At 63.5% G+C, this 14,353-nt stretch carries 13 protein-coding genes; 10 read left to right on the forward strand and 3 right to left on the reverse strand.

The features are described 5' to 3' along the window. Positions 1-127: 127 nt before the first annotated feature. The 8 genes from ssd to BANT918_RS06130 all read left to right on the forward strand — a co-directional run bounded on the left by ssd (position 128) and on the right by BANT918_RS06130 (position 5,652). Positions 128-1,135 (forward strand): septum site-determining protein Ssd, encoded by a 1,008-nt coding sequence (gene ssd / locus BANT918_RS06095; protein WP_101619411.1) that lies wholly within the window; start codon positions 128-130, stop codon positions 1,133-1,135. Then, entirely contained in the window at positions 1,132-2,301 is a 1,170-nt protein-coding gene (locus tag BANT918_RS06100; protein ID WP_101619412.1) for a TadA family conjugal transfer-associated ATPase, read from the forward strand. The genes ssd and BANT918_RS06100 overlap by 4 nt, the downstream gene beginning before the upstream one ends. Beyond that, positions 2,301-2,978, forward strand: coding sequence for a type II secretion system F family protein (locus tag BANT918_RS06105; RefSeq protein ID WP_101619413.1), 678 nt, complete (start codon positions 2,301-2,303; stop codon positions 2,976-2,978). Before BANT918_RS06100 ends, BANT918_RS06105 begins: the two co-directional genes overlap by 1 nt. Positions 2,979-2,983: 5 nt before the next feature. After that, positions 2,984-3,574: a type II secretion system F family protein gene (locus tag BANT918_RS06110; protein WP_101619414.1), complete on the forward strand. Its 591-nt coding sequence runs from the start codon at positions 2,984-2,986 to the stop codon at positions 3,572-3,574. 140 nt (positions 3,575-3,714) lie between these two features. Then, positions 3,715-4,317 (forward strand): GNAT family N-acetyltransferase, encoded by a 603-nt coding sequence (locus BANT918_RS06115; RefSeq protein WP_101619415.1) that lies wholly within the window; start codon positions 3,715-3,717, stop codon positions 4,315-4,317. A gap of 243 nt (positions 4,318-4,560) precedes the next feature. Next, positions 4,561-4,911, forward strand: a complete 351-nt coding sequence (locus tag BANT918_RS06120; protein ID WP_101619416.1) for a DUF4244 domain-containing protein — start codon at positions 4,561-4,563, stop codon at positions 4,909-4,911. 1 nt (position 4,912) lies between these two features. Further along, entirely contained in the window at positions 4,913-5,338 is a 426-nt protein-coding gene (locus BANT918_RS06125) for a TadE family protein (protein WP_101619417.1), read from the forward strand. Beyond that, complete coding sequence (locus BANT918_RS06130; protein WP_101619418.1) at positions 5,335-5,652, forward strand: Rv3654c family TadE-like protein; 318 nt, start codon at positions 5,335-5,337, stop codon at positions 5,650-5,652. The genes BANT918_RS06125 and BANT918_RS06130 overlap by 4 nt, the downstream gene beginning before the upstream one ends. Positions 5,653-5,680: 28 nt before the next feature. Here BANT918_RS06130 and BANT918_RS06135 read toward each other — a convergent pair whose 3' ends face one another. After that, on the reverse strand, positions 5,681-7,957 hold the full coding sequence (locus tag BANT918_RS06135) for a DEAD/DEAH box helicase (protein WP_101619419.1): 2,277 nt from the start codon (positions 7,955-7,957) through the stop codon (positions 5,681-5,683). A 55-nt stretch (positions 7,958-8,012) separates the two neighbouring features. Between BANT918_RS06135 and BANT918_RS06140 the strand changes: the two genes are divergently transcribed. Both BANT918_RS06140 and topA read left to right on the forward strand, forming a co-directional pair. Beyond that, positions 8,013-9,761: a methyltransferase gene (locus BANT918_RS06140; RefSeq protein WP_233430371.1), complete on the forward strand. Its 1,749-nt coding sequence runs from the start codon at positions 8,013-8,015 to the stop codon at positions 9,759-9,761. 135 nt (positions 9,762-9,896) lie between these two features. After that, complete coding sequence (gene topA / locus BANT918_RS06145) at positions 9,897-12,767, forward strand: type I DNA topoisomerase (protein WP_101619421.1); 2,871 nt, start codon at positions 9,897-9,899, stop codon at positions 12,765-12,767. Positions 12,768-12,994: 227 nt separating this feature from the next. On the opposite strand, the gene BANT918_RS06150 is transcribed toward topA, so the two are convergent. Both BANT918_RS06150 and BANT918_RS06155 read right to left on the reverse strand, forming a co-directional pair. Continuing rightward, on the reverse strand, positions 12,995-13,546 hold the full coding sequence (locus tag BANT918_RS06150; protein WP_418904412.1) for an N-acetyltransferase family protein: 552 nt from the start codon (positions 13,544-13,546) through the stop codon (positions 12,995-12,997). A 30-nt stretch (positions 13,547-13,576) separates the two neighbouring features. Then, entirely contained in the window at positions 13,577-14,311 is a 735-nt protein-coding gene (locus BANT918_RS06155) for a lipoate--protein ligase family protein (protein WP_233430372.1), read from the reverse strand. Positions 14,312-14,353: the final 42 nt, after the last annotated feature.

Here is a 14,353-nt window from a genome sequence, read left to right on the forward strand (position 1 = left end):
CTCCAAGTCGACCGAGAAGGGGCGGCTCCTGTGACTTGAGTGCACAGGAGCCGCCCCGCCTGCTTTTTGTCCACAGCCTGCACTGTGGAGCTGTATTCACGACTTATCGTAGGTCCACGCTTGCACCATGCAGATAGCACTCATCACCGACCTCGGCGCCATCACCGACGAATGCGCACGAGTCGCCGAAAGCATCGGCATTTCGCTCAAGGTTCTGCCTCCGGACTCGGGCGGCTGGCAGAACGCCTCTCTCATTCTCCTCGGCGAGGATGTTCGCGAAGCTCCAGCCACGGACCATGCGGACCGCATCCTCGTCGTCCTCGACGGGGATGAGACCAGCTCGGCCTGGAAACGTGCCGCCCACCTCGGCGTCGGACAGTTGGCGGTTCTGCCCTCAGCCGCGGAATGGCTGAGCGGGCGCATGATCGCAGCCGTCGAACCGCCGGTAGCACCAGGCGTCACGGTCGGCGTCGTCGCCGGGTGCGGAGGCGCGGGCGCATCCGTGCTCTCCTGCGCGCTCGCCCGCCGTGCCGGACCGGACGTGGCCACGGTCCTCGTCGATGCTGATCCGCTGGGCGGTGGACTCGATCTGGTGCTCGGTGCAGAACAGGTCCCCGGCCCACGTTGGGCCGATCTCAGTGCCTCACGTGGACAGCTTCGCCCCTCAACGCTGAGCCAGGCGCTGCCCCGCCATGAGGGCCTGGCGATCCTGTCGTGGGGCCGGGACGACATCCTTGACCTCGACCCGGATGTATTCGACGACTTCCTGGCCGCAGCTGGACAGGCGTTCGAACTCGTCATCGTCGATCTGCCGCGTCATGCCCCACCACAGTGGACACGCCGCTGCCATCACGTTCTTCTCGTCTCGCCTGCACGGGTCCGGTCTGCAGTCGCAGCATCTCAAGTCGCAAAACGTCTGTCCCAATCCCACCCAGACGTGCGTCTCGTCGTTCGTGACACCGGCGCCGGAGGACTCGATGCTGATCTCCTCGCCGAATCCATCGGACTCGACCTCGCCGGCAGCATCCGCGACGACCGTGGCCTGTCCGCCGCCGTCGACCGCGGCGAAGGCATCCCGGGCGGGGCACGACTGGGAAAACTCGTCGACCGTCTCCTGGGGGAGTGGGTGGAATGAGCGAATGGCTTGACGCCTCACTCGTGGCAGAGGTCCGCAAAACCCTGCTCGACAATCCGGGGCCTGTGACCACAGCGGCCGTCGCCGAGGCAGTTCAGCGCACCGGTCGGGTGCTCGGTTCCAGCGCCCTCCTCGAACTCGTGAACCGTCTGTCCGCGCAGCTCTCCGGTGCAGGTCCCCTCCAATCAGTGCTCGAGGTCGCTGACACCACCGACGTGTTCGTCAACGGCCCGCGTGAGATCTTCGCCGACACCGGAGCGGGACCCCGGCTCCTTGACCTGTCCTTGGGTGCTGAGGACGAAGTGCGGTCCTTGGCCGTGCGCTTGGCAGCTTTGGGCGGCCGCCGTCTCGATGATGCCAGTCCGTTCGTCGATGTCAGGCTCCCCGACGGGGTACGTATGAATGCGATCGTGCCACCGATTTCCGGTGAGCACACCACGATCTCCTTTCGGGTTCCCCGGCACGCCGGTTTCACCTTCGAACAGCTGCTCACCGGTGGATTCATCCCCGAAGATGTGCACGAGCTCCTGATTGAGGCGGTCCGATCCCGAGCCAACATCCTCATCTCCGGCGGTACCGGAACAGGAAAGACGGTCCTCCTCGGCGCGCTTCTGGGTCTTGTCGATTCGGATCAACGCATCGTCATCGTCGAGGACTCCCGGGAGCTCATCGTCGGGCACTCCCACGTGGTCGCGCTCGCCGCGCGCCAGGCCAACGTCGAGGGCGGCGGCGAAGTGACGCTGACGGATCTCGTTCGCAACGCACTGCGGATGCGTCCCGATCGCCTCGTCGTCGGAGAGTGTCGAGGCGCCGAGGTGAGGGACATGCTCACTGCGCTGAACACCGGCCACGAGGGCGGCAGCGCCACAATCCATGCGAACACAGCAGAAGCCGTGCCCAGCCGTCTGGCAGCGCTGGGAGCATTGGCGAACATGAGTCCACAAGCAGTGTTCTCACAATTCTCGACCGCCATCGACCTTGTCATCCACCTGCGCCGAATCGGAGCTGACCGAGGAATCACCGAACTGGCGATTCCCACGCGGGAGAGCAGCAGCGGGGTGAGAATGGAACCCGTCTGGGGTCGACCGTCTCCGCTGTCCGAGGGAACTTTCAATCGTCGGGCGCTGGCCCGGTTCGAAGCGGTGCTCGAGCAGAAGGCTGCCTGATGATCACCGCGATCGCCGTGCTGGTGGCTCTGAGCATCATCCTCAGCGCACCGCTTGACCCGGCATCGCGACTGCAGGACCTACTCCGCACACGCCCGGACAAAGACGACTCCCGTCGAGGTGGACGGCAGGCCAAGGAGGATCCCGAACAAGAGAAGCTGTGGGCCATCTCGGCGGTGGAGAACTGTGCGCATCTGCTCAAAGTGGGTATGACCCCGCAGGCAGTGATGGCGACCCTGAGCAGGCAGAACGCACAACTGGCACCGATCTCACGTGCGATCTCCCTGGGCGAAGAGCCCGGACGAGCCATTGCCACCAGGGGAGCAGCACTGCCGCAGGCAGCCGCCGAAGTCTTCGCCGGCATGTCTTCGGTGTGGACCGTGTCGGAACGATCCGGAGCACCCGCAGCCGACATGATCCTCCGTTATGCGAAGGCGCAGCGCAGCACCCTCGATGCTGATCGGGAGAGACGCATAGCGATGGCCGGCCCCCGAGCGACAGTCAGAGTGCTCAGCTGGCTGCCGCTGATCGGTGTCGGTCTCGGCCTGCTCATCGGCGTCCACCCCGTTGAGCTGCTCTTGGGGTTGCCGGGCCGATTGAGCATCGGCGGCGGTCTCGCCCTGTACTTCGTCGGGCGCTGGTGGATGAGGCGGATGATGGCTCGGGCGGAGCGCTGATCGATATGACCGCACTCCTGGTGGGAGTCCTCATCGCGGCTGGGGTCCTGTTGTGGTCGGGCAGATCCGACGGGCGCTTGAGACGACTGTTGGGCGGGCACGGTCCACGACAGCGAGGTGGTGTTGAAGCGCCCCGAACGGATTCACAGCGGGATACCAGGGGCCGGCCTCGGGTGGTCGATGACCTGCTCGCCTTCGACCTCGATCTCGTGGCCATCTGCCTCACCTCCGGGCTGCCGATCCCGGTCGCTCTGGCATTGACCGCCGACGCGACAGACGATCGGTCCGGGCTGGGACGAATCGCGCGATCCATGACGATCGGAGGCCAAGACCTGTCCGACGATGACCGGCTCGCCCCTGTCCTCGAAGTCTTCGAATTCTCCGAGCACACCGGCGTTGGACCCGCACCACTCATCGAGTCTGTCGCGAAGGAGTTGAGAGACTCGTCCCGCAGACGCAGACAGGAAGCGGCTGCAGCTCTGGGCGTCAAACTCGTCGTACCACTGGGAGTCTGCATCCTTCCAGCCTTTCTGCTGCTTTCGGTCGTTCCCGTGGTCATTTCTCTGCTGTCGGACCTGACGACTGTCTTCTTCTGACAGGACCGTCCGACCTCGCGTGACAGGGCCGTCCGACCACACGTGACAGGTCCGTCCGATCTCGCGCTCCGAGCGCGCACTCTGACTGGTACGAGCGATTGTCGACCGACCGTTCAGCTGACCTTGGTAAGGTCGGGGGCATGGCACCGGTTACGCCCTTCAATCAACTGTCCAACGTCGAACAAGCCGAAGAATACGCTGACAACCTCTTCACCGGTCGTCACGTAAGGCTTCGTCCGCTGCAGCAGGAGGATCTTCCCTACCTCGAGCAGTGGTGGTTTGATCCCTCGATCGTGGTCTTGCAGAACCACACCGTCCTCCCTCGTCCCGAAGGCGGGGTGTCCGAACAGTTCGCGCTGTGGAGCGCGAACAAGGACACCGATGCGGTCGGTTTCAGCATTGAGCTGCTCGAGACCGAGGAATTCGTCGGCCACGTGACACTCTTCGGCCGGAATTCGATCAACCAGTCCGCCACACTGGCCATCGTCCTCGGACCGGAGTTCCACGGCCGCGGCTATGGCTCCGATGCTGTGCGACTGGGCATCAAATACGGCTTCCTGCAGCTGGGACTCAATCGTATCGAGCTGCAGACATGGGCGTTCAACACGCGCGGCATCGCCTCGTACACGAAGGCCGGATTCGTCGAAGAGGGGCGCCGTCGTGAGGCTGTCTTCTTCAACGGTCGCCGTCACGATGAAGTCATCATGGCGATCCTCAAAGAGGAGTGGGCAGGCAGGGGCTGACTCTCAATCCTGCTCACCCGCACCCTGCGGTATTCTGGCCCGCACACGCTCGTAGGCTCGTAGGCCGAGCTGACTTGAGTGCTTACGCCTGTGGAATTCACCTCGACTCGAGTGCATTTCGGTTGTTGACGGTGAACCTGTTTCCACAGCCCGATTGTCGACTCTGGACGTGAGTCCACGTCTCATCCAAGACTGATACTCCCATCGCAGACCGCGAATGAGGGCTTCAACGAGGAGGAGACTATGAGCATAGAAACAAAGTCGCACGACTGTGACGGGCCGCCCTACCCGCCTTGGGGTAAGGCGCGCGGCGTCGACACCAGCGATGTCGATTGGGCAGGAGCAGCCAAGTGCTCTGGCTCTGGTACCGATTCGGATGCTGCCGCGGATGCCTTCGACAGCGTGGAACCGTGGCGAGAGGACGGCACTCCAGAACCATGGGGCCCCGACGCAGGGGCGACGACCGCAGAATATGCGATCACGACCCTCGCGGCCTGCGGATTCGCGGCACTGCTGGTTGTCATTCTGAAATCGGAACCGATCAAAGAACTCGTCACCGGCGTGATCCAGACCGCGCTTGGACTCGGAGCCTGACATGGCGACCGGATGCTCCTGTGATCTACGACGAGAGAAGCAGCACCGTGATGCGGGAACGGCCACCGCAGAATTCGCCGTTGTCATGCCCGCCATCGTGCTTCTCATCATCGTGCTCACAGGGGCAGCCGCCGTCGGCTTCTCCCAGCTGAGAGCCTTCGACGCAGCCAGATCCGCAGCCCGAGAGATCGCCCGCGGTGAACCGCAGGCAGCGGTCGTGTCCGAGGCGAAGAAGCACGCTGGAAAAGCGTCCGAGGTGCTGGTCCGCTCCGAAGGCGGATATTCGACGGTGACCATCACCATCGAACTCCCGGCGGCGATCGTCTTCCTCAGCGAAGTCGAAGCGGCGGCGACGGCGCGAACAGAGGGAAGTCGCTCCACCGCTGCCGAGGCCCAGGGCCAGCACACTTCAGGCGGACCGCCATGACGAACATCGTTGTCGGACTGTGCTCAATGGTCCTGGTCCTCGCCACCGCCATCGGCGGACTCAGCCAAGCATTCGCAGCCCACAGCACCGCGCAGAGTGCCGCCGACCTTGCGGCGCTCGCGGCAGCCGACGCAGTTCGCGGAATCGTCGCTGGCGAGCCCTGTGACATTGCGAAGGAGGTCGCGAAACGCAACGGCGCAGTCGTCAACGACTGCCGCGCCTCATTGTCGGAGCAGAGCGCATATGTTCAGGTGGAGGTCGAAATCCCCGGTCCGCTGCCGAAGGTGAAGGAAAAAGCGGTGGCTGGGAAGTAGAACGAGTGGTCAAAAAAGACGGAGGTTGTCACCCCAGAGCGGCCCGCAGCAGTCGCAGAGCCGCATCCTTTTCCAACGGTTCATTGCCGTTTCCGCACTTCGGTGACTGCACGCACGAAGGGCAGCCGTCGACGCATTCGCACGCAGCGATCGCATCACGTGTCGCCCTCAGCCAACCTTCGATGACCTCATAGCCGCGCTCCGCGAATCCAGCTCCACCGGCGAGACCGTCGTAGACGAAGACCGTGGCCATCCCGGTGTCAGCGTGGCCGGCGGTGGAGACACCGCCGATGTCCCACCGGTCGCAGCCGGCGAACAGCGGCAGGAGCCCGATTGACGCATGCTCGGCTGCGTGTACGGCACCGGGAAGATCGGCCTGAACTATCTCAGCTTCGTCCAACAGCGTCTGTGGAATCGTCCACCACACGGCCTTGGTCTCCAGGGTGCGTTCGGGCAGATCAAGCTCGTGTTCGGCGAGGATCGCCCCGCCGCGCTTCGCCCGCATCCGATAAGCGATGACATGGTCCTTGACGTCGACGGTCCCGCTGTACACCGTCACCCCAGAAGGAAGGGCACGGTGCCGGTCGGTGTTGACGATGTCGATCTCGGTCTGGGACCGGGCCTGCGTCGTGTAGTCGACCTCGGCGCGCTCCACGAGTGCAACTCGATCCTCGAGATCAAGATCGAGGACAGTGAAATCGGCGCCCTGGTGCGTATAGACCGCGCCTGGGTGAGCACCGGTGAAGGCCCCGGACTCGTCAACGGTGCCCAGCAGTGCACCGGTGCTGGCCTCGACGAGACGGAACTGGCCGCCCCCGCTGCCGCGGATATCGGACATATCCGCTGCAGATTCGTCCTTCGCCCAGAACCACCCGGTGGGCCGTGCCCGCAGGAGCTTTCGTTCGACCAGGTCGGCGAGCACCTCACCGGCATTGTCGGGGAAGTGAACGAGATCCGCCTCCGTCAGGGGCACCTCGGCGGCCGCAGCACACAGGTGCCCGCCCAGAACGTGCGGATTGCCGGGATGGATGACTCCCGCATCGACGGGAGCATCGAAGATGACCTCGGGATGGTTCACGACATAAGTGTCCAGCGGGTCGTCACGGGCGATGAATACGGCCATCCACCGCTGTCCCGCGCGTCCCGCACGACCAGCCTGCTGCCACAGTGACGCCAGGGTCCCGGGCCACCCGGAGATGATGACGAGGTCGAGGCCCGAGATGTCGATCCCAAGCTCAAGGGCATTCGTCGACGCCACAGCCAGAAGACGTCCCGATCGCAGCGCGGATTCGAGGAGTCTGCGCTCCTCTGCAAGATAGCCGCCGCGATAGGCCGCGACCTTGTCCTTCAACGAGTCATCGACTTGACCGACCTGGTCACGCACGGTCGAGGCCAGTGCTTCGGTGCCGCGGCGGGAGGCGATGAACGCAATCGAACGATAGCCTGCACACATCGCGTCGGTGAGGATATCTGCCGCTTCGACCAGACCACTGCGGCGCTCGCCGCCGGGGGAGACCGGTGGCTCCCAGAGAGCGAAGCTGCCTGAGGCACGTGGAGACGAATCCTGGTTCACCGCGTGCACGTCGCGTCCGGTGAGCTTGGAGAACGCCTCATCCGGGTTCGCCATCGTCGCAGACGCTCCGATGACCACCGGGTGAGCCCCATAGTGCGCGGCGATGCGCAGCAGACGGCGGAGGATTAGTGCGACGTGGGAGCCGAAGACGCCACGGTAGCGATGAGCTTCGTCGATGACGATGAAACGCAGCGATTTGAACAGCCGGGCGAACCGTTCGTGCTGTGGCAGGATCCCGCGGTGGAGCATGTCCGGGTTGGTGAACACGATGTTGGCGTGCCGTCTCGCCCAATCCTTCGACGCCTGAGACGTGTCCCCGTCGTAGGTGGCCGGTCGCATGCCTTGGACGATGAGCTTCTCCAGGTTCGCCATCTGGTCCGCGGCCAAGGCCTTGGTCGGTGCGATGTAGATCGCCGAGGAGGTGCGCAGTTTCGTGCGGGTGCTCTGAATGGATTCGAGGACCGGAAGCCAGAACCCCAAGGATTTCCCCGAGGCAGTCGGCGTGGCGATGACGACGTCGGAACCGTCTCGCGCGGACTGCGCAGCTTCGAGTTGGTGGTCCCAGAGTTGATCGACGCCGATGGCATGACAGGCGTGTTTGAGTTCTTCGTCGATCCACTCCGGCCAGTCCGACTCATGTTCGAACCGCTGTGGAATATCGCGCACGTGGACGATCCGTTCATCCCTGGCACCGAACCCGGTGACGATGTCGAGAAGAGCAGAAGAGGCCATGGCCCCAATTATGGCGCAGTCAGGGTCCTCGAGGTGCAGTCGTTAGGATTTGTGTGTGATTGAACAAGACATGACCCTCGTGGCAGACCAACTCTACCGGGCCGGGTACACCGAGCCGCGGCTCCGACAGTTCTGGGGTGGACCCATCGCCTCCGCGCTGGTGCGCAACAACGGCGCCCCTGCGATCCACTTCTGCCAGAAGGTGCTCGAAGCAGCTGAGGCACATGGGCAGGCACGGAATCGAGGGGAGGCCCCGAGTCCGTTCGACCAGCATCTAGCGGCACTGGCCATGCTCTTTCATTTCCATCGTGAAGTCAGCACCGAAACGGCGCGTGCCGCCCTCGGCGAAGGCGCGTTCGGTGTCGCTGTCGACGCCGGACTGCTCGTGCCCAGCAGCAGTGACAAGATGAGCAACGGTGACGCGACAATCAATCGTGACCTGATGAGCAACGATGACGAGTCTTCGAACGCCGAGGTGGGAGATCCGGGATACGTGTGCGCTCCGTTTGCGATCACTCCCTATGACCTGCCGGTCGGCGTTCCACGCGGGTTCCGCCCCGGTGACGAAAACCTGTATCTTGTCAGCGACCATGGAACTCTCATCAATCCCGATGTTCTCGACGGTGACTTCGTGCTCGGACTCGGCGGGGCGGGACGCACGCTCGTGTCACTGACGCCGCGTGACCACGTCACCATCTCCGCCGACATCGGCACCGGGTGTGGGATCCAGGCTCTGCTCTTGGCCCGTCACAGCGACCGCGTCATCGCCACCGACATCTCCGAGCGTGCTCTGCACCTGACTAGACTCAGCGCTGGACTCAACGGCGTCGACAACATCGAACTCCGGGCAGGATCAATGCTCGAACCACTGCGCGAACAGGTCGATCTGCTCGTGTCCAACCCGCCCTTCGTCATCACCCCGCGCACCACCGTGGCCAACTTCGAATACAGGGACGGCGGGATGACCGGCGACCGGCTGGTGCGGTCCCTGTTCACCGCGATACCCGACCATCTCCAACGGGGCGGGCGGTCCGTGTGCCTCGGGAACTGGGAGACCACCTCGGCGGTGGATGCAGGACCGGAGGCCTGGGTCACGGACCCGGACACCTCGGTGCTCGTCATCGAACGCGAGGCACTTGACCCCATCGCCTATGCAGAGACGTGGATCCGGGACGGAGGCATCCCTCGTGCCGGCCAGGATTGGAACGCGGCAACCGCAGCCTGGATGGACGACTTCGACACGCGTGACGTGAGAGAGGTCGTCTTCGGATACGTCATCATGCACAAGCCAGAACACGCGTCGACGGCCGACTATGCTGCCCCAGCGATTGCCGATCATGGGATTGCCACCGATGCGGGGCAACCGCCGTCGACGTTCAAGACCAAGGTCAGGACCACCTCGGCGATTGCGAACAATCCGCATGGACTCGCACAGTTCGTCACGACCACGTTCGCGCTGAGGTCGTGGCTGGCAACTGCTGCAGCCGAGGAGATCGCGAACACCGTATTCACCCGCTCTCCGGACCTCGTCGAGCACCGCCACCATATGCCCGGAGAATCAGATCCGAGCTCGATCACGCTGGAACAGGGCATCGGCTTCGGACAGGTCTTCGACCTCGACACAGCCTTGGCCGGATTCGTCTCAGTCGCCGACGGCAGCCTGACTCTGCGGCAGACAGCGGTGGCTCTTGCGCAGCTGCTCGATGTCAACCCGACCGCGCTCGAAGACCAGCTCATCGCTCAGGTGAGACAGCTCGTTGCTGCCGGTGCACTGCTGCCTGTGCACGATGGGAAGCAGGAATAACGGTAGTATCGAAAACCGTTGCCGTTGAGGTTCACTGCATCAACCCGATGCAGGTCGAGCACGATCATCAGTGTTACATTGGGCCGGATCGTCCGTTTATTCGATCAACCGGCGCCGTGAGAGGAATGTGAAAGCGTGACCACAACCGAGAAGCAGCCCCGCCGTCTCGTCATCGTCGAGTCCCCGACGAAGGCGCGAACGATCGTTGGGTACCTCGGAGAGGGTTACGACGTTGAGGCGTCGGTCGGCCACATCCGTGACCTTCCCACCCCGTCCGAACTCCCGGCAGACATGAAGAAGGGGCCATACGGAAAGTTCGCTGTCGACGTCGACAACAATTTCGATCCCTACTACCGCGTCGACCCGGGCAAGAAGAAGAAGGTCACTGAACTCAAGCGTCTTCTCAAAGACGCCGACGAACTCTATCTCGCAACAGATGAGGACCGCGAAGGTGAGGCAATTGCCTGGCACCTTCTCGAAGTCCTCAAGCCGAAGATCCCCGTCAAGCGCATGGTCTTCCACGAGATCACCCCTGAAGCCATCGAACGGGCTTTGGAGAACACCCGCGAGATCGACGTCGCCCTCGTCGACGCACAGGAGACTCGCCGCATCCTCGACCGCCTCTACGGCTACGAGATCTCGCCCGTCCTGTGGCGCAAGATCCGTGCCGGACTCTCCGCCGGTCGTGTCCAGTCTGTGGCGACACGTCTCGTTGTCGAACGCGAACGCGAACGCATGGCCTTCGTCTCCGCTGATTACTGGGACCTCGATGTCGACCTGGGGCTGCCCGATGGCAGCAGCGCATTCGCCGCGAACCTCACGACCCTCGATGGCTCTCGTGTGGCCTCGGGCCGCGACTTCAATGACAAGGGTGAGCTGAAGAACTCCTCGGCCACCGTCGTCGACCAAGCCAAGGCCGAGGAGCTGGCGACACAGCTCAACGGCACCGCGAAGAACGCGCTGACGGTCACGGCCGTCGAATCGAAGCCGTACTCACGCAAACCAGCCGCACCGTTCACGACCTCGACCCTGCAGCAGGAAGCCGGGCGCAAGCTGCGCATGAGCGCCCGACAGGCCATGCGCACCGCCCAATCGCTGTACGAACACGGCTACATCACCTATATGCGTACCGACTCCTCCGCACTGTCGGGTCAGGCAATCTCCGCGGCACGGAAACAGGTGACCGAACTCTACGGTCCCGAATTCGTCCCGCAGTCGCCTCGCTCCTACTCGGGCAAGCAGAAGTCGGCGCAGGAGGCCCACGAGGCGATCCGTCCCTCCGGTGACTCCTTCCGCACACCGGCCCAGGTCTCGAAGTCACTCAGCGGCGACGAGTTCCGTCTCTACGACCTGATCTGGAAGCGCACCGTCGCCAGCCAGATGGCCGATGCCAAGGGCAAGACAGCAACGATCAAAGTCCGCGCCGACCTTGCTGACGGTCATGACGCCGGCTTCAGTGCCAGCGGCACCGTCATCACCTTCCGCGGATTCCTCGCAGCCTACGAAGAGGGCACCGACGCCGGACGCTACGACACGAAATCCGGTGAGTCACGCCTGCCGCAGGTCGACGAAGGTCAGGCCCTGTCCGTGGTCAAGGCCGAAGCCGACGGTCACACGACGGCTCCACCGCCACGCTTCACAGAAGCCAGCCTGGTCAAGCAGCTCGAAGAGCTCGGCATCGGCCGACCCTCGACGTATGCAGCCACGATCTCCGTGATCCAGGACCGCGGCTATGTCACCACTCGCGGCAATGCCCTGGTTCCCAGCTGGTTGGCGTTCTCTGTCGTCCGCCTCCTCGAAGAGCACTTCACCAGGCTCGTCGACTACGCGTTCACCGCAGACCTGGAGTCCGAGCTCGACCGTATCGCCATGGGCGAGGAAGACCGCAAGGCGTGGTTGGCTCGCTTCTACTTCGGCGACAAGTCCCAGGACCGCGAAGGACTTAAGGAAGTCGTTGACGACCTCGGCGACATCGATGCCCGCGAGGTCAACACCGTTGTCATCAGCGAAGGCGTGAATCTGCGTGTGGGTCGCTACGGCCCGTACCTCGAGGTCCCGGCCTCCGAAGAGGGCGCGGACCCGAAACGTGTGTCTGTGCCTGAAGACCTGGCCCCGGATGAGTTGACCGCAGCCAAGGCTGCTGAACTCATCGAATCGCAGGGTGATGGCGACCGTGAACTCGGTGTCGATCCCGAGACCGGACACACGATCGTGGCGAAGAACGGGCGATTCGGTCCCTATGTCTCCGAGATCCTGCCCGAGCCCGAAGAGAAGCCCAAGCGCGGAGCGAAGAAACCGAAGCCTCGCACCGGCTCCCTGTTCAAGTCCATGGACCTGAACTCGATCGACCTCGAGACTGCACTGACACTGCTCAGCCTTCCCCGAGTCGTCGGCCAGGATGAAGAGGGCACCGACATCACCGCCCAGAACGGCCGCTACGGCCCGTATCTGAAGAAGGGCACTGACTCACGGTCGTTGACCGAGGAAGATCAGATCTTCAACATCACCTTGGACGAGGCACTGAAGATCTACGCCCAGCCGAAACAGCGCGGCGGTCGCCAAGCGGCAGCACCGCTGAAGGAACTCGGCGAAGACCCCATTTCGAAGAATCCGGTCGTCGTCAAGGACGGTCGCTTCGGTCCCTACGTCACCGACGGCGAATTCAACGCCACACTGCGCAAGGACGACGCCGTCGAGTCGATGACCATCGACCGTGCCGCCGAGCTCCTGGCCGAGAAGCGTGCGAAGGGACCGGCTAAGAAGAAGGCGCCGGCTAAGAAGGCTCCCGCCAAGAAGGCTCCCGCCAAGAAGACAACTGCGGCGAAGACCACGGCGGCGAAGAAGACCACGGCGAAGGCAACGGCGGCGAAGACTGCTGCCAAGTCGACCACGGCATCGAAGTCGACAACCACAGCGGCAAAGAACACGACCGCGGCGAAGAAGACAATCGCTAAGTCGACGACCGCGGCGAAGAAGACAACGGCGGCCAAGCCGAAGACTCCCTGAGGCCGCGCGGCCCCTCCTCGTCTAGACGGTGGGTCGTTTGGGCGGTGGGCGTTGCAAGTGTCAGCAGTACACCGAGTTGTGGAAGTTTTGGGACGATATCTAGACGGAGAATCGGCCCATTTCTTCCTCAACTCCCGCTGGCGGTAACTCCCGCTGGCGGTAACTCCCGCTGGCGGTAACTCGGGCTGGTGACGTCGCGGCGACAGAAATCAGATAGGTGAAACCTGTCAGCCTCTCGACTCGTGCTCTGCCGACTCGGCGGCAAATGAGTCCAAGGCTTCACCGTCGAGACGGAAGGTCTCCCACTCGTCCTGAGCCTTCGCACCCAGTGAGCGGTAGAACCCGATGGAGGGCTCGTTCCACTTGAGGACGCACCACTCGAGTCGGGTCAGACCCCGTTCCTGGCAGATCTGAGCCAATCGCCCCAGCAGGGCTTTGCCCGCCCCGTCGCCGCGATGATCGGGGTCGACGAACAGATCCTCTAGCCAGATCCCGTTCTTTCCCGTCCAGGTGGAGAACGAGTGGAACCAGATCGCGATACCGATGATCTGCCCTTCCACCTCGGCGACGAGTCCGTAGGTGTTCGGATGCCCATCGTCTGGGAACATCACTGCAGCGAAGTCGTCTTCGGTGGCTTCGACCGCTTCGGGGTCCATTTCGTACACGGCCAGAGCATGGACCAGACGGAGAATGTCCGGCAGGTCGTTGTGTGTCGCCTCGCGCACATTCATGAGGTGATGGTCTCCAATCGCTTCGGTGTCGCAGTGCAGAGTTGTCATGGCACGGAGGGTGTCACAATGCAGGGGGTGTTACAGCACGTGGGTGCCGGACTTGTCCGGCAGCGCCGCGAGTTCGTCAGCGGTGGGCTCACCGGGAGTCTGCGGATCGGCGTGGGCATAGTAGGAGGCGAACGCCTCGGCGACGGTGTCGGTCGTGATCTCGGGGTGAGCTTCACTGATCGCGCCTCCCGTGGTCGGGTCCCACTCGATGCCCAGAGCAGCCTCGACGTCGGTGAGGACGGCACGGATGGGATCAGGGTCCTCGACGATCACAGATGACGAGAACAGCCACGCCCCCGAGACCACCCGCTGTGCGGTTCCGATCGCTTTGATCCGACCGGCCACGTTGACGCTGTGCTCACCGGGACAGTACTCCCCGGGAATCTCGCCGAGGCGGGCGTCGACCCCGATGCTTCGCAGCACTTCGACGTAGTCCTGCCCGAACCCGGTGAACCTGGCGGTCGTGTCCTTGATGAACGCATCACTGGGTTCGATGTGGTCGATGACCAGCGATCCGCGATGATAGGCGGCGGCTCGCCCACCGAGGCTGCGCAGAGCTGGAGTGAAACCGTGATCTCGGGCTGCTTCGATGGCTGTCGGGAACCCGGGGAGGAAACGATCCCTGGCCCCGAATGCCACCGTCGGTGCGGGCCGGTACATCCGCAGCGTCGCCCCGCGGCTGCCATGTTTGACCGAATCGAGGAGGACTCTGGCGAACGCGAGTTCCTCGATCGGGCCCAGTCCGGTGGTCGCTACTGCTGACATGGCGGTATTCGTTGTGTGCACGCAATCAAGAGTAGAGGATCA

The sequence above is a fragment of the Brevibacterium antiquum CNRZ 918 genome, assembly GCF_900169145.1.
Lineage (GTDB): Bacteria > Actinomycetota > Actinomycetes > Actinomycetales > Brevibacteriaceae > Brevibacterium > Brevibacterium koreense.